A 23,973-nucleotide genomic window follows, 5' to 3' on the forward strand; every position below is an offset into this window, starting at 1 on the left:
GACTACTCGCTGCGGGCGGTCTCCGGCCCGGTGATGCGTTCCAGCAGTGGCAGGGTGGAGGCGATGACGCCGAGGCAGGCTGCCAACCCGACTACGACGATCACGTAGAAGCCCGGCTGCGGTGCGACGAGGGTGTAGTCCATCTGCGCCCGGAGGAACAGGTGGGCGGCGAGGAGGCCCATGCCGATGGCGACGGCGGCGACGGCGAGCATCGGCACGGCGCTCTCCAACGCCACCACCCGACGCAGGACCCGCACCGGAGCGCCGCTGAGGCGCAGCAGGCTGAACGGGCGTCGGCGTTCGGTGAGACCGCCGATGACGCTCACCGCGAGGCTGCACCCGCCGAGCGCGAGGCTGGCGATGATGATGACGTTGGCCAGCTGCTCCCAGCCGCGCAGCGTGTTCGCGAAGTCCGACTCGAAGTCGCCGGGCACGTTCGGCCCCACCCAGAAGGTCGGGAAGGCGACCTCCAGCACGGTGCGGGTGCGCTCGACGGCGGCGGCGGAGCCGTCCGTGCCGACGACCATCGCGCCGACCGGTAGCCGCTGGAGTTCGTCGAGGGTGAGCGAGGCGGCGGGCCAGACCGTCGCGGACGACGCCGATTCCCGCCAGCGGCTGAGGCCGTACGGCACCTCGATGACGCTCGCGTCGTCGGCGCACCGGCCGTACGCGCTCGGGAGGTCGGTGCACGCGATCACCCCGACCTCGCCGGAGTCGGTCACCACCGGGTTCTCGCGGATGGCGGTCGCGGAGCGCACCCCGGTGATCGCCCGCAACTCGGCGAGGACCGGCTCGGGCACCGACGCCGTCTCCTCGTCGAAGACGGTGGTCACCGTGCCCGCGTCGGTCGAGCCGGCGGGCGCCGGGCCGCGGTTGGCGACGATCGTGGTGATCACGCCGACGGACACGCTCGTGACGAAGAGCGCCAGCATGATGCCGCTGATCGCCCGGAAGCCGGCCTTCGGGTTGTCGGCGAGGCGGCGCGCGGCGATGAGCGTGGCCGGGCGGTTGGCGTACCGGGCCATCACCCGGGCGCCGACCATCGTCAACCACGGGCCGGCGAAGACCAGGCCGGCCATGATGAGCAGCAGGCCGGGCAGGAACACCGCGGCCTGGCCGTCGGACGTCTCGGGCCGGAAGCCGATGGCGAAGAACAGCACGGCGACGCCGAGCGCCATCGGGATCAGCCGGTACGCGCGCGGCGCCCGGGGAGTGACCCGTCGGGTGACGCCCAGCGGTGAGATCCGGACCCGGCGCAGCGAGACCTGCGCCGCCAGCGCCGCGCCGGCCGGGACGCCGAGCGCCACCAGCAGGACGTCCAGCACCCCCAGGGACATGTCGCTGGGGAAGAACGGCATGCCGGTGAACGGGATGCTCGCGAGCGGGTCGCGGAAGGCGTAGAACAGGCCGAAGCCGACGGCGGTGCCGGCGACGGCGGCGGCTGCCGCCTCCACGGCGGCGACCATCGAGATCTGCCGAGGCGTCGCGCCGACCAGGCGCATCGCGGCGAAACGCTGCTCCCGACGGGCGGCGCTGAGCCGGGTGGCAGTGCCGATGAAGATCAGCACCGGGAACAGCAACCCACCGGCGATCACGCCCAGGATGAGGTTCACAGTGGCCTCGGGGAGGGCTGGGGTCTCGCCGACGCTGGTGACCTTCTGCGCGTTGGGCAGTTTGGCGACCTGGTCGGGAGTGCCGCCGGCGATGACGAGCAGGGCGTCCGGCGAGGTCAGCGCGGCCGGGCCAACGGTGCCCAGGTCACGCCCCGGGTAGCGGTCCGCCAGTTGGTCGGCCGGGTGGGCGGCCAGCAGTTCGCGGAACGCGGGCGAGGCGTAGTACTCGCCGGGACCCGGGGTGGTGGGGATACCGACAGGGGTGGGCGCTGTCGAGCCGGTCGCCGCGACGTCGAGCCGGATGATCTGCTCACCGTGGAAGAAGTCCTGCCGGTTCGACCACCACAGCGGGTCGGCGTCGCCGGCCGAGGCGCTGGGATACATCGACGCGTACCGGGTGAGCTGGGAGTTGACAGCGTTGACCCCGGCGAGGGTGGTCAGCAGCAGCCCGCTGCCGATCGCGACGGCGGCGGCGATGACGATCAGGCGGGTGAGCGCCTCACGGCCGCCGGCCACGGCGAGGCGGAGCCCGAAGCGAATCACGAGGCGATCCGGTCCGGCGCGTTCACGCGCCCGTCGCGGACCATGACCTCGCGGTCGGCGTACGCCGCGATCCTCGGCTCGTGGGTCACCAGGATGACCGTGGTGCCCTGCTCGCGGGCGGCGCCGACCAGCAGGTCCATCACCTGCTCGCCGGTGAGCGAGTCGAGCGCGCCGGTCGGCTCGTCGGCGAAGAGCACCTGGGGCTCGGCGACCAGGCCGCGAGCCAGGGCCACCCGTTGCGCCTGCCCGCCGGAGAGCTCACCGGAGCGCCGCTGCTCCAGGCCGTCCAGCCCGAGGCGCGTGAACCAGGCTTCGGCCTTGGGAAGCGCCTGCTTGCGGTGTACGCCGCTGAGCAGCAGCGGCAGCGCGACGTTCTCCACAGCGGTCAGCTCGGGGACGAGTTGACCGAACTGGAACACGAAACCGAACCGGTCCCGGCGCAGGCTGCTGCGCTCGGTCTCGGCCATGGCGTGCACGCGGGCCCCGTCGAAGAGGATCTCGCCGGAGTCGGGCACCAGGATGCCGGCCAGGCAGTGCAACAGGGTGGACTTGCCCGAGCCGCTGGGGCCCATGACGGCGAGGATCTCGCCCGCCTCGACGGCGACGCTCGCGCCGCGAAGGGCGGGGGTCTGACCGAAGGAGAACTCCACGTCACGCGCTTCGATCACGGCGCTCACGGCCGTACCTCTTTCCGCAGGGCGTCCAGTCGGGCGCCGGTCATCTCGATCCACCGCAGGTCTGCCTCCAGGTGGTAGAGGCCGTGGTCGGCGAGCAGCGCGTCGACCAGGCTGCCGGCGCGCTTGATCTCGGTCAGCTCACGCATCCGGTGCAGGTGCGCGCTGCGCTGGGTGTCGAGGTACTCGGCGGCCGGCCGGTCCAGCATCAGCGCGAGCACGACCTTGGCGAAGAGCACCGTCTGCAGGTGTGGCTCCGGGTCGACCGGCTGGGTCAGCCACTGCTCGACCTCGGTCGCGCCGACGTCGGTGATGATGTAGCGCTTGCGGTCGGGGCCGGAGCCGGGGGCGACGTCGCTGATCACCACCTTGCCGTCGCGGGCCAGTCGGCTGAGGGTGGAGTAGACCTGGCCGAACGGCAGTGGCTTGCCCCGGCCGAAGAAGGCGTCGTAGTCGCGCTTCAGGTCGTAACCGTGGCTGGGTTCGCGTTCGAGGAGGCCGAGAAGGGTCAGTGGCACGCTCATGCCAGGAGACTACACCCAGGGTATACCTCGCGTATATACCCTCGGTGTGTTGTGGGTTGGCCCTGGTCCAGGCGTTGGTGGGGATGGAATCGGGCGCGGCGCGGCTGGTGTGCGGTCAGCCGGTCAGGGCGCGGGCCACTGCGTAGCCGGCGGTGGCAGCGGCGAGCCCGGCGGCCACGCTGCCGAGCACGTTGGCCAGCGCGAGGAGCCGATGGCCGCCCCTGGTCAGCCGCAGCGTCTCGTAGCTGAAGGTGGAGTAGGTGGTCAGCGCACCGCAGAAACCGGTGCCGAGCAACGCGCTGACCGCCGGGCCGGCCGGCCACCCGACCAGGACGCCGAGCAACAGCGACCCGACCACGTTGACGAGCAACGTGCCCCAGGGGAACGCCGAGCCGTGCCGGGACTGCACGGCCCGGTCGGTGAGATAGCGCAACGGCGCGCCGACGGCCGCGCCCAGGGCGATGAGCAGGACGGTCATCGGGCCGCCCGACGCAGCAGCCCGGCGGTGACGGCGTCGCCCAGGGCGACCGCGACGAGCGCCCCGAGCAGCGTCGCGGCGAGGTACGCCAGCGCGGTGCCCGGTGCGCCCGCGACGATCGCCTGCTGGACGTCGACCGCGTAGGTGGAGAAGGTGGTGAACCCGCCGAGCACCCCGACCCCGAGGAACGGGCGAGCCAGCGGAGGGCCACCGTCGAGGTGCCCGAGCACTGCCATCAGCACGCCGATCAGCAGGCAGCCGAACGTGTTGATGGTGAACGTGGCCCAACCGAAGCCGGTCGGAGGGTGCGGAACGGCGTGTTGCAGGCCGGCCCGGGCCAGCGCGCCGAGCACCCCGCCGGCCGCAATCGCGGCGAGGACCGTCGCGGGGCGCGCGGTCAGCTCGCTGCGGTCGGCGGGGACGCGCAGGTCGACGTCGGGGTCGGTACGCGGCTCGAACGGCTCTGGCACGACTCCTCAGCGTAGTGCCGGCGAGAGCCGCGTCAGCAAACTGCCGGCGACAGCGGCGTCAGCGCACCGCAGCGACGGCGGCGTCCGAGCCGCCTCGCCAGACCGTGCCGACCTCGCTGAAGCCGGCCGCGGTGAGCGCGGCAAGGTGCCAGGAGACCGGGGGGTTCCACTCGGGGCTGTGTCCGGTCGGGTAGATGGCGTGTCGCTGGGCGACCAGCGGGGCGAGCGCTGGGTCGGCGCCGGCCCGCTCCCACCAGTCCGACCAGGACAGCATCGAGCCGGCGGCGTACCGGGCGTTGCGCCGGTCCCGGGCCCGGTCCATCAGCCGCTTGGTCAGCTCCGGCAGTGTGTCGTCGGGCATGTGATCGGCGTTGACGAAGACGCCGCCCGGCCGCAGCACGTCGCGCAGCTCGGCGTAGAGCTGCCCGAGCCGCTCGGCCGGCAGCCAGTGCAGGGCGGTGGCGGTGAGCACTGCGTCGTACTCCTCGTGCGGCAGCGTGGAGCGCCACTCGGGGGTGCCGAGGTCGGCCGTGATGATGGTGGCCCGATCGGCCAGCGAGGCGTCGGCGATGGCGAGCAGCGCCGGGTCGAGGTCGACCAGTGTGGTCTCGGCGGCGGGAAAGCGCGCCAGCGTCCGCAGCGAGATGGTGCCGGTGCCGCCGGCCAGGTCGAGCACGCGCGGCGGCCGGCCGTCGAGGACCGCGTCGACGGTGTCGAGCATGGCGGTGAAGCGGTGTTCCCGGTCCGGGAGGTAGGCCTCCTGCTGACGGTCCCAGCTCTCCTGCCAGGCCCAGGGATCCACAATGTAAGGACTCATGGCGATCAGGCTAGTTACGGCACGAGCGGGTTGTCCAGACCTTGTTGCACATCTTTTGCAATTGCGAGAAGATGGCAGGGCGATGATCAGAGTGACGCCGGGTCGGGCATCCGCCCGGCCCGGCGTCCTCCTGCCGGCGAGGTCAGACCGGGGCGTCCACCAGGCTCGCGTCGGCCGGGGCCGGCTCGTCGCGGCGCGCGAGCCGCAGCGCGCCGAGGAGTACGACCAGGCCGATGACTGTGAGTGCGGCGCCGGCCCAGATCGGCGAGGTGTAGCCGAGTCCGGCGGCGATGGTCACCCCGCCGATCCACGCGCCCAACGCGTTGCCGAGGTTGAACGCGGCGATGTTCGCCCCGGACGCCAGGGTCGGCGCCTGGTGGGCGTACCGCATGATCCGCATTTGCAGCGGCGGCACTGTGGCGAAGCCGAACCCGCCCATCAGCACCAGCGCGACGATGGTCAGCAGCGGGTTCGTGGCGGTCAGCGCAAAGCCGACGAGCACCACGGTGAGCACCGCCAGGACGGTGACCAGCGTGCGCGACAGTGACCTGTCCGCCGCCCGGCCGCCGAGCAGGTTGCCCGCGAAGAGCCCCACGCCGAAGAGGACGAGCAGCCACGGCACCGTGCTGGTGGCGAAGCCGCTGACCTCGGTCAACGTGTAGGCGATGTAGGTGAACGCGCCGAACATCCCGCCGAAGCCCAGGACGGTGATCACCAGGGAGAGCCAGACCTGCGGGTGGGTGAAGGCGCGCAGCTCGCCGCGCAGCCCCCCGGCCGGGCGGTCGGCGTTGGCGGTGTCGCCCGCCGGGATCAGCAGGGCCAGCCCGATCAGAGCAACCACCCCGATGGCGGTGATCGCCCAGAACGTCGACCGCCAGCCGAAGTGCTGCCCGAGGAAGGTGCCGAAGGGCACGCCGAGCACGTTGGCGATGGTCAGGCCGGCGAACATCATGGCGATGGCGCCCGCCCGGCGGGCCGGTGCGACCAGGCCGGCGGCGACCACGGCACCGATCCCGAAGAACGCGCCGTGGCAGAGCGCGGCGACGATCCGGCCGGCCATCATCACGGCGTAGTCGCCGGCGACGGCGGAGAGCAGGTTGCCGATGATGAAGAGCACCATCAGGCCGAGCAGCACGGGTTTGCGCGGGAGGCGGGTGACCGCCGCGGTGAGGGCGACGCCGCCGACGGCCACGCTGAGCGCGTAGCCGGAGATCAGCCAGCCGGCCACCGGCTCGGTGACCGCGAAGTCGGCGGCCACCTCGGGCAACAGCCCCATGATCACGAATTCGGTGAGTCCGATGCCGAAGGCGCCGATGGCCAGAGCGATCAGGCCGGGCGGCAGGGACTTGTGGCGTACGGACATGGTCTTCCCATCGGGAGGGGTCAGATATACGGCGCGTGCAACTACACGCGCCAGCAACGAAATACTTGCACGCGCTTTATATCGGCGCAAGCGTGATAGCCTGGGGTCCGTTCAGATCACACCCAGGAGGCCGGCATGGGCATCGCCGACGACGCGGTCGAGATCCGCGCGCAGGGCTGGCGCACCCTCGCCGCCCTGCACGGGCTGATCGAGACATCCCTGGAGCGGGCCCTCCAGGCCGGCCACGACCTCTCCGTCGTCGAATACACGGTGCTCGACGCGCTCTCCCGGCAGGACGGCTGGCACATGCGGATGAGCCAGCTCGCCCGCGCCGCCGCGCTCTCCGGCAGCGCCACCACCCGGCTGGTCACCCGCCTCGAACAGCGGGGGCTGCTCACCCGCATCCTCTGCGCCGACGACCGGCGCGGCATCTACACCGAGCTGACCCCGGCCGGCTCCGAACTGCTCGCCCAGACCCGACCGACCCACGACCGGGTGCTCACCGACGCGCTCGCCCAGGCGGAGGCCACCCCGGAGCTGGCGCCGCTGGTCGACGCCCTGCACCGGCTGCCGGCCACGCGCTGACCGCCCCGCCGGCCCCGGCGACAGCGGGCGTACGGTACCCGCAGCCCCACCGGGACCGCCGCGCCAAGGAGGCAGCCGATGCAGGACCGCACCCCTCGTCCGGAGGAGCTGGAGCCGATCGAGCGCGCCGGCATCGACGAGCTGCGCGCCCTGCAACGTGACCGACTGCGCTGGTCGCTGCGGCACGCGTACGACAACGTGCCGCACTACCGCCGGGCGTTCGACGAGGCCGGCGTGCACCCCGACGACTGCCGGGATCTCGACGACCTGGCGCGCTTCCCGTTCACCGGGAAGGCGGAGCTGCGGGAGAACTACCCGTTCGGCATGTTCGCCGTACCCCGGGAGCGGGTCGCCCGCCTGCACGCCTCCTCCGGCACCACCGGCCGGCCGACAGTGGTCGGCTACACCCGCAACGACCTGCGCACCTGGGCGCGGCTGATGGCCCGGTCGATCCGCGCCTCCGGCGGCCGTCCCGGCGACCGGGTGCACGTCGCGTACGGCTACGGGCTCTTCACCGGCGGCCTGGGCGCGCACTACGGGGCCGAGGAGCTGGGCTGCACTGTCATCCCGGTCTCCGGTGGCATGACCGAGCGTCAGGTCATGCTGATCCGCGACTTCGAGCCCGAGGTCATCATGGTCACGCCCAGCTACCTGCTGGCCATCGTCGACGAGATGCGCCGCCAGGGCATCGACCCGCGCGCCACCTCACTGCAAGTGGGCATCTTCGGCGCCGAGCCGTGGACCGAGGACATGCGCCGCGAGATCGAGCAGCAGCTGGACATCCACGCCGTCGACATCTACGGGCTCTCCGAGGTGATGGGCCCCGGCGTGGCGACCGAGTGCGTCGAGACCAAGGACGGGCTGCACCTCTGGGAGGACCACTTCTACCCGGAGATCATCGACCCGGTCACCGGGGCGGTGCTGCCCGACGGTGAGCGGGGTGAGCTGGTGTTGACCTCCCTGACCAAGGAGGCGATGCCGGTCGTGCGCTACCGCACCCGCGACCTGACCCGGCTGCTGCCCGGCACCGCCCGGCCGATGCGCCGGATCGAGAAGATCACCGGCCGGACCGACGACATGATGATCCTGCGTGGGGTGAACATCTTCCCCACCCAGATCGAGGAGCTGATCCTGCGCACCCCGCAGCTCTCGCCGCACTTCCAGTGCGTCCTCGATCGGCACGGCCGGCTGGACACCCTGACGGTGCGGGTGGAGCGGCGGGCCGACGTCCACGTGGACGCCGCCGAGCGGGCCGGCGGCAGGCTGGTTCAACTGGTGAAGAACACCATCGGCGTGAGCGTGGCGGTCGACGTCCTCGCCCCCGACAGCGTGGAACGGTCGATGGGCAAGATGCGCCGCATCGTCGACCAGCGGCCTGCCTCGACCTCGCCGTCGACATAGGATCCTGCCCATGCGCGTGCTGGTCGTCTCCGCCCCGCTCGTCGGGCACGTCTTCCCGCTGGTGCCGCTCGCGGTCGCGCTCCGCGACGCCGGCCACGACGTGCTGGTGGCCACCGGCGGTGGTGCTCTGGCCGCCGCCGATGCCGGTCTGCCGGTGCACGATGTCGCGCCGGGCTTCGAATTCGGCCGGATCGCGCTGCGGGTCTTTCCCCGCCATCCGCTGATCGCGCGGGCGGAGATGGCCGGCACCGCCGGCACCCGGGGCGCCGGCCTGCTGTTCGGCGCGCTCAACGAAAAGCTCACCGACCCGGTGGTCGCGCTGGCCACCCAGTGGCGGCCGGATCTGGTGCTGTACGAGCCGTTCGCGGTCGCCGGTGCGGTGGCCGCCGCGCGGCTCGACGTGCCGGCCGTACGCCAGGAGAACGCCCTCTTCGACGGCCGGGACCTGGTCCGCGCCACCGTCGCCCGACTCGGCGCCGCGCTGCGCCGGCACGGCCTCACCGAGCTACCCGCGCCGGCCGCCGCCCTCGCCGTGGCCCCACCCAGCGTTGCCACCCAGGGCGGTTGGCCGATGCGCTACACGTCCTATGTCGGCGGCGGTGAGCTGCCGGCCTGGCTGCGCGAGCCGGGTGAGCGCCCCCGGATCCTGGTCACCCGCAGCACCCTGACCGGCCCCGGCGACCGGGGGCTGATGCCCGCCGTGGTGGCCGCCGCCGCCGAGGTGGACGCCGAGATCGTGCTGGTCCGCCCCGACGAGCGGTCGGCCCGCTCGTTGCCCGGCAACGTGCGGGTGGTCGACTGGATACCGCTCGACGAGGCGTTGCCGGCGAGCGCGGCGCTGGTGCACCACGGTGGTGCGGGCAGCGCCTTCGGCGCCCTCGCCGCCGGTCTGCCCCAGCTGGCCACCACTGGTCCGGGGGACCGGCGGCACAACGCCGAGCTGGTGGCCCGCCGGGGCGCCGGCCTGGCGCTGCGCCCCCGGGACATCACCGCGCGGGCGCTGACCCAACTGCTCACCGACGAGCGCCTGCGTACCGCCGCCGCGCAGGTCAGCCGCGAGATCGCCGCGATGCCGCCACCGACCGACCTGGTCGCGCGGCTGGCGGCACTGGTCTGACTCTTGATCCGCGAGTTCGGAGTTCAAGTCTCTGGGGGTGCACAGCCATCTAGGCCCTGACCAGCAAGAAGCTGGTCAGGGCCTAGATGGCTGCCTAGGTAATTTTGAACCCGCCTCGTCATAGGACCGAGCACGCTGTGCCATAGGCGGTCATCTGTCGGGTACTTGCTGCGGCGAGTTGGCCCAGCAGGTCCACGCCAGGTCCTATTCTTCCCTGATCACAAACGTTGTCCGGGCGGGGCGAAACGCCGGTCCAGGTCCGCTATTAAGTCCGTCGGCGGTCGAGGCTGCGGGGGTGGCAGAACCTGTTCGAGTACACCGATTAAGCGATCCGGAAGGTCAGCAGCTGCAACGTCTCGTCCGTCGGGGGACGGGTTTACCGGTGGACTTCGCCGGGCGATGGTGATGCTTGCCTCGGCTGTCGGTAATAGAGTGCCGGTCACCGCCCGTCGGGCCGTCACCTGCACCGATACCAACGCCAGCGCAACGCCAACGCCCGCCATCCCGACGTCTTTGCCGCCCCACGCCGCGAACACGCACATGCGGCGCAGCGAACGAAAACACCGCTGGGGCCCACCCAACAACGAAGGCGGCGTAACCAACCCCGCCCCGGATAATGGTCAGTCCTAGTTGAGCAGACGCTTTGGCCCACGGCCAACGTCACCTAGCCACCTCTCGGGTCGGTGGCCGGGTCGGCCATAGGTGTGCAGCTATCCATAGGGGGCGGGCGGCATCCAGGAGTGGTCAATATCATGTTCGTTCATGACAAGGTAGACCCGGGTGCGCTCAAGCCCAGTCAGTCGCTGAACGTACTCAATGCCGTTGAGATGATCAACTTCGTGCTGCAGGACACGAGCGAACAGTTCATCGGCGTTCGCAATGAACGCCCTGCCGTCGAGGGTCAGTGCACGGATCAGCAGGGTCTTCGGCCGGACCACTGGTGCGGCTGCACCGTCGACGCTCAGCGACAGACATCCTTCGGTGTATTCCCAGACTCCGGCGGATTTCAGTATCTCCGGGTTGATCAGCGTCGTCGGCGCGACCGCGCCCAGTTTATGGGTACACATCCGGACCGGCGCACCAACCTGGTTCGCGGCCAGACCGATGCCCTGGGCCTGATGCATCACCGAAGTCATGTGCAATCCGAGCTTGACTAATCCTCTGGTGATCAGCCGAACCGGCTCGACCGGCCGGTGAAGCACTGGCGTTCCGACAGGCACCACCCCTGGCATGGCGAGTTTACTGATTCGGTCGGCTGGCCACAGATCTCGTAGAAGCTGCTGGTCGAAGGCGGCGGCTTCGATTGTGCTCAAGGCCCGTGCCAAATTCTCATCGTTCGATAGATGAGCGAGCAACTTAGTCCGGGCCGCTAGCGAAAGTGGGTATCGGCGGCCACAAGAGCAGGCAGCATACGCCTCGACCGAGCCGCCATCTGGGCTCTTCATCACAATCTCGTTGATTGCTGCGCAGCGAAGATCGCCACTGCGGACCGAGCACGGTGCCGCTCCTTTTCGGGCCGATGACCTCGCCTTCCTCGCCGATCTATCATTCATTGCGGGCCTACCTGCTGCTCATCGTTGCCGTCCATAGGCGGACGCAGCGTGTCTAGTAGTCTCGCGGTGTCTACCGTAGTCCAGCCCAGCCGCTCGGCCTCGCGCCGGATCGTTGTACGGCCCTGCGCCCGCTGCAGGTCGTCGGCATACTGGTCGCTCTCGCGCATCAGGCGAACGCTCAATTCTTTCAGCCCGGATATCATCGCACCCAGCGAAGCATAAAAGTAGGTCGACGCTGATTCAGGGGAGAGCACCAGGCCAGCCAAGCCCGCGTGCAGCAGTTCTCGGCCATTGCTGTCGGCGAGAATCTCGCAGTAAATGTCGTGCCTGTGGTCACTGTTGACGAGGAACTGCGAGGCCGCCGGAATACCAAGGTCCAGCGCCGTGCGAACGATGAAGTGCAATCCTTCGTGTAGACCGTACCTGCTGTCCATTCGACATGAGAGTTCAAGGACTGCCAGGGCCTCCGGCGAAACAACGAAGCTCCTGTTAGCAATGAGAAATTCCGCTGCCGCAACCTGCCCATTGGTCGTAATCATTTCACCCCACTCCGCGAGGAGTGTAGCTGTGTGAGCTAGTCGTATCAGCGGCGGCAGTTGCTCCTCACGGTCGTCGACAATTGTCGTATCGGCACGAATTTCCTGTTGAAGGATCGCGGCCTGACGGTCAATCATCTCCTCGTATCCCGAGGCGCGGGACGCGAGAAATTCCAGCCGCTCCTCGTCACTGCTCAGCTCGTTGAACTCAGCAACCTGTCCTGAGGTTAGGAAGGTAAACAGCTTCGCACCGACCTGAGTTTCGAGCATGCCCCGGATGCGTGAACGCAATCTCTTCTTCTGCGCGACGGATGACCAGGACAAGCCGCATGCTTCGAGGTAGGCGTCATCCAACTGAACGCCGGTCTCCGGCCGCGGCAAGGGTTGCGGCGTCTCCTCACCGAACGGCAGGAGTTGCTCGATGAGCGCCCGATTCGACCACGCACTCTCGAGCAGCTTGAACAGCGCGGTGTACGCCTCCAGATCGGTGGCGAGAAGTGCTGTCAGTTCTGCGGCGATCCCGACCGATCCCCTTTCGGCAAGGAGGATTACCAGACGGGACCGCACGAACGCGGTGAAGCCGCCCAACATTGGAACGGCCAACTTGCCGGCAAGAGCCGGTTCAACCTCAGCAAGTGCGATGATCGCCTGTGCTCTGTCTTCCTCGGCGAGATCAGTGTCGCCAGCAATCCGGGACAGCAGATTAAGGCCGCCCCGCCCAGCGGTCCCCAATGCCTCCGTCAGTGCTTGACTTCCGGCATAGGAACTGCCCGCCTTGCGCGCCTCCCGCTCGAGGAGCTCAACTGCCGCCGCCTCCGCCTGCGGCAGGTCGCGTGCGGCCATCGCCGCAATCAGCTCTGCTTGGAAAGCGTGGTCCAGGTCTGGATCGTGTGCCAACTCCGTCAGCGTGGCCGAGTTCATCGACTGATCGCCGGCCTTGAGAAGGGCGCAGGCCACCCGGGTACGGATCCACGCCGGGGCGCCGGTGTCACCCACGACGCGGTTGGCCACATCCATGGCAACGCCAGCCTGGACAAGAGCGACAATCGGCCGGAGCTTCAGATCGACGGCAATTGCAGAGTCGACCAGATCTCGAAGCATCTCGACGCCGTCCACACCGAGTTCGATCACGGCCTCTGCCAACCGTCTGCGGTGCAACCAATCGATGTTACGGGCACTCAACATGTCCCGTGCGCGCTGTAGGACTACTGTCTCCCCGCTTCGAATGAGGCTCTCCAGGAGGGCGACCGCCGGCGCGCCGGTAACGCTGGGGTCCTCAAGGACGGTGACTCCGTCCAAGACGAGGTCGACCTCACCGATCGCCAACAACTCCGCCAGGAGCGCCGCTCGTAGATTCCACACGGTCAGAGGATCGGCGGCGAGGCTCCTGACCATGCTGATCGTTTGCGCACTTGCAATCCGTATGAGGGCTCGACCGGCCGCTGCCCGGATCGCAACGGACGCCGAGTGGTCCCGAAGCACGCTCTCAACCAGGTCCGCACCTGCCCGGATTTCGACCGGGATCGCCGCGAGGATCTGCCGGAGTTCACCAGACTGCCGTGCGTGCCGGACCGCGTGCGCGACTCTCTCCAACCCCTCCGGGTCCTCGGCCAACACAACCGCGTGGACCAGCCACGCACGGTATGTAGCCGGAACGCCGCGGTCTGCGATCGACTCACGTGCGACCCGAAGTCCCTGCATGTCGGATACCTCAGCGAGGCCTGCGGCAGCAAACAACCGAGTCCGACGCGGCAGGGTGGTGTCTGCTGCTATCGCCCGCGCCGCCGTCGCTGCCCCTGGAACGTTCGCGTTGACCAGTTCGCTGAGGTGCAATAGAGCCCGGTCCCGATCAAACGGGCGCCATGCGCGCGCTGCTCGAGAAACGCCCGCAACAACCCGCTCAGACAAGTCCGGCTCGATCCTGCCCAACGCTGCGACCACACACCTGCTAGCCAGAAACAATTGCTCGTGCCAACCATCGCCTTCGGTGTCAATAAAGAGTCGAACCAGGCGATTCGGGTCAGCCATCGCCGCCGCCGAGATCGGCCATATCTGGTCCCAGGATGGATCGAACCATCGATGCTCCTGGACCGCATCCCGGAGCCCGTCGTCGTCCAGCCTGGCCACATGAGCCGCCACGCAGTACTCACCGAGCACCGGGTGCGCAAACCTCAGCATAGCGCTTCCGCTGTCGGCGTCATGGACCATCAGTCCGTCGAACAGGTACTCCCAGCGCACTGGGGACGGATGCACTAATCCTCCCCGCTCGCGTGGCTGCAGCGCATTCCAGGCGGCCATTCGCGCCTCAGCGGCAAGTACGACACGTCGGTAGTCAGGGTGACTGGCCAGGCGATCGTCGAAGTCGGGTACCGGGAACCGGTCAACCCGCGATCGCCAGGTCCGGGTGAGAGTGCCGATGGCTTCTGTGAGTAGGCGTAAACGCAGCACCTTGTCCGGCGGATTGTCGGGATCCACCGCACGTCGGAAGGAATCCCTCCAGTGGCCTTGCAGAGCCGCGTCAACAACGGCTTCATAAAGTGTTGCGGCTGAGGTAGGTAGCGCGCTGACGTCGTCCCCTTCGGACACAAGCCGGCAGAGGAACGCAGCCAGAAGTGGGACGCGAGCCAAGCCACGCAACTCTGGGCGGTCCCTCAAGCCGCCCTCGAATCGCTCGGCGAGCCCAGGTCGCCGACCGAACCATGCCCGCGCGAAGGCGAATGTTTGACCCGGTGAAAACCCCACGACCTCGCCGCGGAAACAACCGGGGAGCTTCCCAGTGTCGTCGCGCAGTCGCGGCTGTGGCCTAGAGGTCACCACGACGCGATTGCCGCGTTCGGCAAGGTAGGTCAGCACTTTTATCACCCGCTCGCGTTCCCGGACACCGGCCTCGTCGAGTGCGTCGAGACATGTGACCAGGCGTCCATCGCCGTAGGCAAGCCGTACTACCGCCTCTACTCCTGCCCAGTCCCGATCGCTGTCGGGATCGGGATCCGCCGCAGCACGGAAGGTGTCTAGCAGTGCCTCGACTACGGCGTCTCGGGTGCAGCGGTCCGGCAAGGCGGCACCCAGCGCGGCGCAGTCCACAAGGATCGGAACCGATAGTGACAGTGCAACGCCCTCCGACTCTTCAAGCCGTTCAAGGCCGTGGCGAGCAAGGGCGTCAGCATGCGTATTGAGTAGATATGACTTCCCGACCCCCGGCATCCCGGACAGAACCACAGCAGACCAGCGAACACGCAACGGAGCCCACCGGAAGACTCCCTCGGTCTCCGATGACCCACTCTCGTCGGCGATGCTGGAACCGGACAATGTTTCTGAATCCCGGCCGACTCTGCGCTCGGCTCGCACCGACGGGATTTGGTGAACGTCGTTCGAGGCCCCGTCCAGCGGCACAATGACAGGTCGACGACGCACGGTGTCCCGGACGAGTTCGAGCATGGCCCGCATTGCCGCGCCGGGGTTCTGGATGCTGGTAGCGGATAGGCAGGCAAATTGCCATCGGCGGTCACTGCGATGAAATCGCGAGTTCGCAGCCCAGAGGTCAGGAAACCTGTCTCGAATTGTCCGCGCGCTGACAGCTACGCCACCCATAGGCAAACGCCCGGCACGTTGCGCTTTTGTGACACCGACCACATGTCCGGAAGTCAGGTCAAGCAGCGGGCCACCACTTAAGCCATCGTCGATTATTGAGTCCTTGACTTTAATCAACTCGAAGCCGGACTCGACAGTAGTGCTCTCGTAAAGCAGCCGCGCACTGTCGGCCGCTAATCCGCCGACGACACCGCGGCTATAGCCATCAGCAATCAACTCCTTGCCCTGGTGCCGTTCACCGAGAAGGACGCACGGGTGCCCGGCGGCCGAGTCGTCGAGTAGTCGCAACAGCGCCAGGTCGGGAAGGTGGCACGTGCCGTCGGCGCTGGAGCGCTCTGGATGGCACCACACCACCTCGATCGGCCCGAGCGGCTGACCTCCCCATCGTCCACGAACTTCTCCAGAGGCCTTAATAACAACATGGGCCGCAGTCAAAATTAAACGCTCGGCGACAAAGAAGCCCGTGCCGACTCCGATTTCGCGTGTGTTTAGTAGAAAAATAGTGCATTTACGCAGCAGATTCTCGACCGCTGTTGTCATGCCACCTCCGATGCCAGTCCGCCCCACTCGAGTGTGAGTTTCAGAGCGCCATTCGCTCCACCCTCGACAAAGAAGGCGGTGAGCTGTCCGCTCTTAGCGTCTACTCCAATGCTAAGTTCTACGGTGGCCTTCTGGGGGCGAATTTTCTCCATACTCGCACGCAGCATCAGTGCAATCTCTGTGGCGGTATCTACCAGATCCTTAAACTCGAGCCGAAAGGCCACGTCCGTAAAGCCGTCCGACTGTCCGAAGTGCCCCTCTTCTCCTGCATGTTCTGTACGCGGCGCCGGAATGAGGACCTCTCGACCACTCGGCAGAACAGTTGAAACCATTACAGTCATGCCATCTGATGGAAATGGGCTCATGCCAAGAGGCTAGCGGGGAGGCTCGCCCTCGAAACTCCTCCGTCCGGAGGAATTCTCTAGCCCAGCATGAGGGAGTGTGGCTCGCAATTAAAGCGGAGCTTGGTGCAATCAAATTTCCGATAGAAGTCCGTCATGTTCTTGACAAAGGATGCCATGAGGCGTTACGGGCAGGCAGCACGGCAGGGCGCGGCTTCGCATTGCGCAGGCGCGCCGGAAGCGTTTCGATGCCCTCCAGTCGCAACGCTGCACTGTTGGCGATGTCGGCCGGTCGGATCATCCTTGAGCGAATCGACCCCTACAAGGGAAATCTCAGCGCAGTGCTCGACGGCCCGACGACCGAACCCCTCGACCTGGACGCCAGTATCAACATCTGCGAGGTCGCCGGGCCGGTCGCAGCAGCCATGGACAGAGTCGCCCGGGTTCAACTCTGCAGCGCAGGCGCGCTCATGGCGTAGCCGAAGAGCCGACGGGAGTACAGGTCGATCACGGCAGCTTATAGGTAGAGCTTGCCCTAGTTGTGGCGACCTCGGTGATGATTCTTGGTGCGTCTCAACCTTGGCGTGTACCGAGACCCAGATAGACGGATCCGGTGGTGAGCGCATTGGTGTGTGTTCGACGGGTGCGCGGGCGCTTGGACGGACCCGTGGGCCGGTGGACTGACTGGGAAGCTGACTCGACTGACTCGACCATGATCATGCTCCCACCCCGCGTGGCCCCACCGGACGGGCGCTCGGCTGCGGCAGGATGACCGGATGCGACACGTCGTGCTGTTCCACTCCGTGTACGGGCTGCGGCCCGCCGTGCGCGCCGCCGCCGACCGGTTGCGCGCCGCCGGGCACCAGGTCAGCACCCCCGACCTGTACGGCGTCCCGGCCTCCGGCACCGTCGAGGAGGGCTTCGCGCTGCTCGACAAGATCGGCCAGGAGGTGGTTCTGGACCGGGCCCGCGACGCGCTGCGTGACCTGCCACCGGAGACGGTCCTCGGCGGCTTCTCGATGGGGGCCGGTGTGGCCGGGGCGCTGCTGGCCGAACGCCCCGACGCCGCCGGTCTGCTGTTGCTGCACGGCACCGGTGGCGCCCCGGACGCGGTCCGACCCGGGCTGCCGGTGCAGCTGCACCTCGCCGACCCGGACCCGTACGACGCGCCGGAAGAGGTCGACGAATGGCAGCAGGCCATCACCGAGGCCGGTGCCGACCTGACGGTCTTCCGCTATCCCGGCGTGGGTCATCTGTTCACCGACCCGGACCTGACCGAGCACTCCCCGGACGCCACCGCATCGTCCTGGCCGCGCATTCTGGCCTTCCTGGCCGCCCGCTGAGCGCCAAGCCCAGCCGCGGTCACTGGTTGCGATGCCTCCGTAGCGTGAGGACAGACTCTCGCTATCGAAGGGCGTGCCGGCGTGAACGAAACGGTCCTCAGCGTGATCGGTCTGATCCTGGTCGCGGTCTCGCTCTGCTTCTCGGCGATCCAGACGCGGTAGGTGGCGAGACAGAGCCGCATCAACAACCGCATCGGCTCGGCGAACGCGATCCTCGGGATCAACAACGTGGGTCAGGCGTGGCACGATCGAGTGCTCGAGGATCCGGCACTTCGGCCGTACTTCTTCGACGGGAAGCCCTGCACGCCCGACGACCCGGCGCGCCTGAAGGTGGTGACCCTGGCGGAACGTCTCGCGGACCTTCTCGAGTGCAACCTCCAGATGGCCCCGCTGCTGCCCGCCTTCACGTTCGCCCACACCTGGTATCTCTGGCCGGCCCACATGTTGCGGCAGAGCCCCGTGCTCGTCGAGGTGGTGGAGGACCACCCCGGCTGGTGGGAGGCGCTCGACGACCTTCAACAGCAGATTCGCTCCGGTGGACCGCTGACCCATCCACTCCTGCGCGCATCCCGGGCCCGGTGGCACCAGTCCCGTTCCCGCGTCGGAGGTGGCCTACGTCCTACGCGCGACGACGACGCTGCGACGGGGGCCCCGGCGGGCGGCGCAGCCGCGATTCCTCCGCAACGATGACCACTGGCCGTTGTCTGCGGTGCGCGACTGCGCCGCCCCCACGACGGCGCAAACGAACCCGGCACGCCCGGCGCCCCACCGCCTGACTCAGCGCGACCCGCCCGGTCAGGCGAGTCGCCGACCCGATCAGCCGGCGCTGGCGCCGATGCGTGGGGGCGTGGCGGTGCCGTGCACCCGCTTGGCGTGGCTGGCGTACAGCCGGGGCGCGATGATCGGCATGAGCAGTCGCGCCGGCAGCGGGGCGTGCGCCAGCACCGCCTTGACCACCTCCGGGTCGCCCTCGTACATGGCCAGGCCGAAGGCCAGCGGTAGCTGCTTCTTCGGGGACTTGCTCATGCCGTGCTCGCCGAGCTGCATCCACTCCCGGGCGGTGACGTGCCGTTGCGCCAGCGGCAGGATCTCGCTCTCCTCCAGGGCCATGTGCTCGATCAGCGCGGCGCGTAGCTGTTCCAGGGCGTCCGCGAGCTGCTCACCGCCGCGTGCGGTGCGGCGCCACTGGGGGAGGAGGGCGACCACCGTCGCGTGGGCGTCCTCGATGGCGTGGTGCTGCGCCTCCATGGTAGGGACGATCGCCGCGGCCTCCGCGCCTCCGCGCTCCAGCAGCCGGGGCCAGAGCAGCAGGTCCTCGCCCTCGTGGTGCAGGTGCAGGATGTGGCAGAGCATCTCGGCGTGGGCGCCGACGACCTCCGCGCGCGTGGCGTCGCCCGGGGTGACGTCGCGGACGAGCTGCGGCAGCAGGCTGAACTCGCGACGGAGCGCCGAGTGCGCCAGGTACATGTCGCGTACGTCGGCCATGGCTTCGCGGTGGTTCTGGTTCACGGTGACCTTTCCGAGGGGATCAACTGGCACAGATCTGTTGATCATGCTCGGTGCCACTTGGAATCGGCTTGGAATCCACCAACCGTGACGGTCAGCGGGCCATCGCCGCCGTGGCCTCGGCCAGCCAGTGCGGCGACTCCCACCGGCGGGCCACCCGCGCCGCGAGGGCGAAGTGCCGGGTCGCCTCCTCGGTGTGGCCCATCAGCCGGAACAGCTCACCGAGGGTCAGCGCGACCGGCCGCACCACCGCCGCGGTGGTGGAGAAACCGGCCAGTTGGTCGCGTACCGGGAGCAGCGCGTCGATCACGGGTCGGGCCAGGTCCCGTCGACCCAGCGCCACGACGACCATCCCACGTACGCTGAGCAGCGCCGATTCGAAGTAGTCCGGGCGGTAGGTGTGCCGCCCGACCGGCATGGCCCGCGCCTCGTCCAGGCGTCCGCTTCCGATCAGCGCCAGCGCCAGCAGGTCGTCCACGATCGGGCCCAACGACCCCCGTATCCGCCGGGTCGCCTCCAGGTGCTCACCGAACCGCCCCTGGCTGATCAGCAGGGTGCCGGTGGAGAAGTAGTGGAACGCCTCGGCGTGCAGCGAACCCTGCCGCCGCATCTGCACCTCGACCTGGTCGTAGTGCCGCCGTGCGGCGGCGAAGTCGCCGGCGATGTGCGCGAGGGCGCCCAGCGAGCACAGGTTGATCGTCTGCGCCTCGTTCAGCTGGTACGTCTCGGCCAGCCACCCCTGCCGGGCGACACTGAGGCGCAGTTCGTCCGTCTCGTTGAGCGCGGCAGCGCAGTGGCCCAGCGCCTGCTCGGCGACCGAACGGTAGGTCACCAGCCCGTGCTCGTCGGCGAGGTCGCGCAGCTCGAGGGCGAAGGTCCGGCGGTCCGGCGCCTCTCGCTCGTAGCTCATGGTGCGCAGCCGCGCGGCCAGCCCGAGGGCGCGCAGCTCGGGGTCGCCCAGCCGCTGCGAGAGGGACAGCGCCTCCCGTCCGGCCGCCACGCCTCGCGGGTCGGACTCGCCGTCCAACTCCGTGGCCAGCGCCTCCAGTAGCCGGCAGCGGGCGACCGGGTCCAGGCCGTCGGCGCGCAGCAGCCGGGTGAGCAGCTCGACGACCCGGTGGTCCACCACGCCGTACTCGTGGGTCAGCCACGGGGTGGGGACTGTCCACGCGGTGAACGCAGCGACCAGGAGGTCGTCGCGGCCGGACGCCGCGGCGACGTCGACCGCCCGAGCGCGGGTCTGGCGGGCGGCGGCCACCGCTCCGGCCCGCGCCTGGGCGCGCAGCAGCCGCCCGAGCAGGTCGACCCGGAGCGCGTCGCGGTCCCCGGCAACCGTGGCGGCGGCCTCGACAGCGTTCCTGAGCAGTTCGATCGCGGCGTCGTACGCGTACCGCCGCTCGGCCAGCTCGGCGGCCCGGATGGCGTAGTCGACGGCGAGCGGCGCGGTGTCGGCCGACGCGGCGCGGGCGTACTGGTGGGCCAGGGCGGGGTAGTCCTCGGGCCGCAACCGGCGGGTGGCGGCGGCGATCCGCGCGTGCAGGCGGGTGCGGCGCAGCTGCGGCAGGTCGGTGTAGATGGTGTCGCAGACCAGGCCGTGCACGAACCGCACCCGCCCGGGCGCCGGTTCGGTGAGCAGCCCGGCGGTCAGCCCGGCCTCCAGCGCCCGCAGGACGGTGCCCTCGTCGGCGCCGGCGGCGTCGACGAGCGTTCGCACCTCGGCCTCCCGCCCCACGGCCGAGGCGAGACGCAGCACCGAGACGGTCGTCGACGGGAGGCGGGAGAGTCGTCGGCGCAGCACGTCGCGTACGCCCTCGGGCACGTCGGAGGTGGCCACGAGCGTGCCCTCGGCGGCGAGCAGTCGCGCCGACTCCCGAACGTAGAACGGGTTGCCGCCGGTCCGCTCGGCCAACGCGGCGACCGTGTCCGGGTCGACGGTGGTCCGGGCCAACGCGCCGAGCAGTCGTTCGACCTCGGACGTGCTCAGACCGCCCAACGGGATCCGCTGCGGTGACCGGCGGGCCAGGACGGCCATCGTGTCGGCGAGCCGCTCGGTGTTGTCGGCGGGCCGCAGCGCCGCGACGAACAGGACGGTGCCGGTGGTCATCTCGGTGACGCTCTGCAACAGCAGCAACGTCTCGGCGTCGGCGGCGTGCAGGTCGTCGAGGATCACGGTGACCGGTCTGCGGGCTGCGGCGGCGTCCAACCAGGCGCCGACGGCCCGGTGCAGCCGGAACCGGCCGGCGGTGACGTCGCCGCCGGGCTCGCCGTCGCCCCCGCTGAGCAGCGGGGCGAGCGCCGGCGCGAGGTCACCCGGGGGTGCCTGCTCGGCGAGTTGCCGCAGCGCCTCGACCCAGGCCCAGGCCGGCGGGGCGCCCTCGACCTCGGGGCAGCGGCCGACGGCGACCAGCCAGCCGTGCTCGGTGAGCTCGTCCCGGAAACGGGTGAGCAGGCTCGTCTTGCCGGCCCCGGCCTCACCGCTGAGCAGCGCGACGCGCGGCCCGCTCGCCACCGCCTCGGCGGCTGCCTGCCGGAGCGCCGCCAGCTCTGCCTCCCGGCCGACGAAGACCTCCTCCGACACCTGCCGCCGGGCGCGTACCGCTGTCGCCGGCGCCGGTGGCAGCAGGTCGAGTCGCTGTCCCAGGATGGCGGACTCCACCTCGACCAGCGCCGGGCCGGGGTCCAGTCCGAGCTGGTCCGCCAGGGTCTCCCGCGCCCGGCGCAGCGCGGCGAGCGCGTCACCCTGCCGACCGGTACGCCACAACGCCAGCGCCAGCAGCCGCCAGCTCTCCTCCCGCAGCGGCGCCTGCCGGGTCAACAGTTCTGCCTCCGGCACCGCCTCGGCCGCGTCGCCGCAGCGCACCGTCACGTCCAGCAGCAGTTCCCGGGCGCCGAGCCGCAGCTCCTCCAGCCGCAGCACCTCCGGCTGCGCCCACGGCTCACCGGCGAATTCGGCGTACGCCCGACCGCGCCACAGCTCGAGCCCGCCGCTGAGCAACTGACGTGCCCGGCCCGGGTCGGCGGGACCCACCGCACGCGCCTCGGCGAGCAGCGTCTCGAACCGACCGGCGTCGACGGCGTCGGCGGGCAGCCGCAGCGCGTAGCCCGGTGGCGCGGTGACCAGGACCCGGGCCGGCGCCCGGCGCTCGCGGGTCGGCTCCAGGAGGCGGCGCAGATGCGAGACATACGCCTGGAGGGAGGCGATCGCCCGTGGCGGCGCGTCCCCCCGCCACAGATCCTCGATCATCTGCCCGACGGAGACGACCTCACCGCGCGCCGCGAGCAGCCGCGCGAGCACGGCGCGTTGGCGGGGGCCGCCGAGGTCGACCGGCCCGCCTGTGTCGACCTCGACCTCAAGCGGCCCGAGCACCCGTAGCAGCATGACGGACCAATCCTAGTCACCGCTGGTGAGCGGCTCAGCCGCTCCCACTGGACACGGGCAGCCAGCTCACGGCAGGCGTGGACGGCGGCTCACCACCGCGGGGGGCACCGCCGGGTGTACCTCGTTCGATATCGTGGCGCCACCATCAAGATCGTCGAAGGGGGCGCCTGGCGATGACGACGACGGCCTTCGACGAATACGAGCGGTCGCGCTGGGCCGGGCGCGCGGGAGCGTACGACAGCAGCCTCGCCGCGCTCTGCGCGTACCCCGCACCAGCGTTGCTGGACGCCGCCAACGTCGGGGCGGGCACTCGGGTGCTCGACGCGGGCACCGGCTCCGGGACCGTGGCCACTGTGGCGTGCGGTCGCGGCGCCACAGTCGTCGCCGTCGACGCCGAGCCGAGCATGGTCGAGTTGGCGCGTGACCGCGTGCCGTCCGCCGACGAGGTCCGCCTCGCGGCGCTGCCGTACCTCCCGTTCGCCTCCCGGTCGTTCGACGCGGCCGTGGCGAACTTCGTGATCAATCACGTGGGCGATCCGCTGGCCGCGATCACCGAGCTGCGACGGGTCGTCCGGTCCGCTGGTCGGGTCGCGGTCACCGTCTGGCCGCACCCCGCGCCCGAGGCGCAGAGCCTCTGGGGCGAGGTCTTCGACGCGGCTGGGGTCGAACGTCGCGCCGCCGCCCCGACTGTGGACGCCGACCGGGACTTCCCGCGTACCCCCGACGGGTTGGCGGGCCTGCTCGACCGGGCCGGGCTCACCGACGTGCGCTGCGACACGATCACCTGGGCGCACCGCACCGACCCGGAGGCCTGGTGGAGCGGCCCCGCCAACGGCGTCAGCAAGCCAGGTCTGGTGCTGGAGACCCAGTCGGCTGCCATGATCACCCGCATTCGTGCCGCGTACGACGAGCTGACCGCCCGCTACCGTGGCCCCGACGGCCTGCTCGCGCTGCCCACCGCGGCGCTGCTGGCCTCGGCGTCCGTGCCGTAGCGGCCGGGGCGGCACCCGGCCCGCCTTCGATGAGGGGCACCAGGCGAGAATGCGGCGTGGAGTTTCTCTGTTACCACAGTGACCGGCCCGGCTCGGCGGCCTTGCGCGACGAGCTGTTGCCCGAGCACTGGTCCTACATGGATCGATACGCGGCGGAAATGATCGCCCGTGGCCCGACAGTCGTCGGCGACACGCCCACCGGCAGCGTGCACATCGTCGACCTGCCCGACCCGGCCGCCGCGCGGGCATTCGCCTTCGAGGAGCCGAACTACCAGGCCGGCGTGTACCGGGACGTGCTGCTGCGCCGGTGGCGCAACACGCTGGGCCGCACCATGTGGGACTTCCCTGGCGGCCGGACCGGCGGCAACCGTTATCTGGTGCTCGGCCTCGGCGCCGGGCAGGCCGCCGACCTGGCCGTGCCACCCGATCCGGACGAGTTGATCGCGTACGGGCCCCTGCTGGCCGACGACGGCGTCACCTGGCTCGGCACCGCCGCGCTGCTCCGGGCCCCGAACCCGGACGCGGCCCGCGCCGTCCTGACCGTGGACCGGTACGCCACCATCGAGGTGCACAACTGGCAGTTCGGCGGGCGAGAGTCCTGACCTGT

At 69.8% G+C, this 23,973-nt stretch carries 20 protein-coding genes; 8 read left to right on the forward strand and 12 right to left on the reverse strand.

Annotated features, from left to right (window positions below; all coding sequences use genetic code 11):
- Positions 1 to 2: 2 nt before the first annotated feature.
- From ACLJOK_RS09740 to ACLJOK_RS09770, 7 genes are all read right to left on the reverse strand, one after another.
- Positions 3 to 2,156, reverse strand: coding sequence for an FtsX-like permease family protein (locus ACLJOK_RS09740; RefSeq protein WP_410817738.1), 2,154 nt, complete (start codon positions 2,154 to 2,156; stop codon positions 3 to 5).
- A complete protein-coding gene (locus ACLJOK_RS09745; protein WP_410817740.1) occupies positions 2,153 to 2,833 on the reverse strand; it encodes an ABC transporter ATP-binding protein in 681 nt (226 codons plus the stop codon). Before ACLJOK_RS09745 ends, ACLJOK_RS09740 begins: the two co-directional genes overlap by 4 nt.
- A complete protein-coding gene (locus ACLJOK_RS09750; protein WP_091398392.1) occupies positions 2,830 to 3,354 on the reverse strand; it encodes a PadR family transcriptional regulator in 525 nt (174 codons plus the stop codon). The genes ACLJOK_RS09745 and ACLJOK_RS09750 overlap by 4 nt, the downstream gene beginning before the upstream one ends.
- Before the next feature lie 115 nt (positions 3,355 to 3,469).
- Complete coding sequence (gene crcB / locus ACLJOK_RS09755) at positions 3,470 to 3,832, reverse strand: fluoride efflux transporter CrcB (RefSeq protein ID WP_410817741.1); 363 nt, start codon at positions 3,830 to 3,832, stop codon at positions 3,470 to 3,472.
- Complete coding sequence (locus tag ACLJOK_RS09760; protein ID WP_410817743.1) at positions 3,829 to 4,302, reverse strand: fluoride efflux transporter FluC; 474 nt, start codon at positions 4,300 to 4,302, stop codon at positions 3,829 to 3,831. The genes crcB and ACLJOK_RS09760 overlap by 4 nt, the downstream gene beginning before the upstream one ends.
- Positions 4,303 to 4,360: 58 nt before the next feature.
- Positions 4,361 to 5,119: a class I SAM-dependent methyltransferase gene (locus tag ACLJOK_RS09765; protein WP_410817745.1), complete on the reverse strand. Its 759-nt coding sequence runs from the start codon at positions 5,117 to 5,119 to the stop codon at positions 4,361 to 4,363.
- 142 nt (positions 5,120 to 5,261) lie between these two features.
- Positions 5,262 to 6,482, reverse strand: coding sequence for an MFS transporter (locus ACLJOK_RS09770; RefSeq protein WP_410817746.1), 1,221 nt, complete (start codon positions 6,480 to 6,482; stop codon positions 5,262 to 5,264).
- A gap of 135 nt (positions 6,483 to 6,617) precedes the next feature.
- Between ACLJOK_RS09770 and ACLJOK_RS09775 the strand changes: the two genes are divergently transcribed.
- The 3 genes from ACLJOK_RS09775 (at position 6,618) to ACLJOK_RS09785 (ending at position 9,585) form a co-directional block, all read left to right on the forward strand.
- Complete coding sequence (locus ACLJOK_RS09775) at positions 6,618 to 7,067, forward strand: MarR family winged helix-turn-helix transcriptional regulator (protein WP_091398381.1); 450 nt, start codon at positions 6,618 to 6,620, stop codon at positions 7,065 to 7,067.
- A 78-nt stretch (positions 7,068 to 7,145) separates the two neighbouring features.
- On the forward strand, positions 7,146 to 8,468 hold the full coding sequence (paaK, locus tag ACLJOK_RS09780; protein WP_410817748.1) for a phenylacetate--CoA ligase PaaK: 1,323 nt from the start codon (positions 7,146 to 7,148) through the stop codon (positions 8,466 to 8,468).
- A 10-nt stretch (positions 8,469 to 8,478) separates the two neighbouring features.
- Positions 8,479 to 9,585, forward strand: a complete 1,107-nt coding sequence (locus ACLJOK_RS09785; protein ID WP_410817749.1) for a nucleotide disphospho-sugar-binding domain-containing protein — start codon at positions 8,479 to 8,481, stop codon at positions 9,583 to 9,585.
- A 710-nt stretch (positions 9,586 to 10,295) separates the two neighbouring features.
- Here the strand turns inward: ACLJOK_RS09785 and def are convergent.
- The 3 genes from def to ACLJOK_RS09800 all read right to left on the reverse strand — a co-directional run bounded on the left by def (position 10,296) and on the right by ACLJOK_RS09800 (position 16,170).
- Positions 10,296 to 11,030 (reverse strand): peptide deformylase, encoded by a 735-nt coding sequence (gene def, locus ACLJOK_RS09790; RefSeq protein WP_410817750.1) that lies wholly within the window; start codon positions 11,028 to 11,030, stop codon positions 10,296 to 10,298.
- Positions 11,031 to 11,134: 104 nt separating this feature from the next.
- Complete coding sequence (locus tag ACLJOK_RS09795) at positions 11,135 to 15,805, reverse strand: NACHT domain-containing protein (RefSeq protein WP_410817752.1); 4,671 nt, start codon at positions 15,803 to 15,805, stop codon at positions 11,135 to 11,137.
- Positions 15,802 to 16,170: a CU044_2847 family protein gene (locus tag ACLJOK_RS09800; RefSeq protein WP_410817754.1), complete on the reverse strand. Its 369-nt coding sequence runs from the start codon at positions 16,168 to 16,170 to the stop codon at positions 15,802 to 15,804. Before ACLJOK_RS09800 ends, ACLJOK_RS09795 begins: the two co-directional genes overlap by 4 nt.
- Before the next feature lie 74 nt (positions 16,171 to 16,244).
- Between ACLJOK_RS09800 and ACLJOK_RS09805 the strand changes: the two genes are divergently transcribed.
- The 3 genes from ACLJOK_RS09805 (at position 16,245) to ACLJOK_RS09815 (ending at position 18,179) form a co-directional block, all read left to right on the forward strand.
- A complete protein-coding gene (locus tag ACLJOK_RS09805) occupies positions 16,245 to 16,625 on the forward strand; it encodes a hypothetical protein (RefSeq protein WP_410817756.1) in 381 nt (126 codons plus the stop codon).
- Between the two features lie 297 nt (positions 16,626 to 16,922).
- The gene (locus tag ACLJOK_RS09810; protein WP_410817758.1) at positions 16,923 to 17,489 is read left to right on the forward strand and encodes a dienelactone hydrolase family protein; all 567 of its coding nucleotides are present in this window, start codon (positions 16,923 to 16,925) and stop codon (positions 17,487 to 17,489) included.
- A gap of 162 nt (positions 17,490 to 17,651) precedes the next feature.
- Positions 17,652 to 18,179 carry a hypothetical protein gene (locus ACLJOK_RS09815; RefSeq protein WP_410817760.1) on the forward strand — a complete coding sequence of 176 codons (528 nt, stop codon included), beginning with the start codon at positions 17,652 to 17,654 and terminating at the stop codon, positions 18,177 to 18,179.
- 126 nt (positions 18,180 to 18,305) lie between these two features.
- On the opposite strand, the gene ACLJOK_RS09820 is transcribed toward ACLJOK_RS09815, so the two are convergent.
- Complete coding sequence (locus tag ACLJOK_RS09820; RefSeq protein WP_410817761.1) at positions 18,306 to 19,028, reverse strand: hemerythrin domain-containing protein; 723 nt, start codon at positions 19,026 to 19,028, stop codon at positions 18,306 to 18,308.
- Between the two features lie 61 nt (positions 19,029 to 19,089).
- Positions 19,090 to 22,374, reverse strand: coding sequence for a BTAD domain-containing putative transcriptional regulator (locus ACLJOK_RS09825; protein WP_410817763.1), 3,285 nt, complete (start codon positions 22,372 to 22,374; stop codon positions 19,090 to 19,092).
- Between the two features lie 173 nt (positions 22,375 to 22,547).
- Between ACLJOK_RS09825 and ACLJOK_RS09830 the strand changes: the two genes are divergently transcribed.
- Positions 22,548 to 23,366: a class I SAM-dependent methyltransferase gene (locus tag ACLJOK_RS09830; RefSeq protein ID WP_410817764.1), complete on the forward strand. Its 819-nt coding sequence runs from the start codon at positions 22,548 to 22,550 to the stop codon at positions 23,364 to 23,366.
- A 56-nt stretch (positions 23,367 to 23,422) separates the two neighbouring features.
- Positions 23,423 to 23,968 carry a YciI family protein gene (locus ACLJOK_RS09835; RefSeq protein ID WP_410817766.1) on the forward strand — a complete coding sequence of 182 codons (546 nt, stop codon included), beginning with the start codon at positions 23,423 to 23,425 and terminating at the stop codon, positions 23,966 to 23,968.
- The last annotated feature ends 5 nt before the right edge of the window (positions 23,969 to 23,973 follow it).

Origin of the sequence: Micromonospora sp. 050-3 (genome assembly GCF_046549335.1) — a bacterium.
Classification (GTDB): Bacteria; Actinomycetota; Actinomycetes; order Mycobacteriales; family Micromonosporaceae; genus Micromonospora; species Micromonospora trifolii.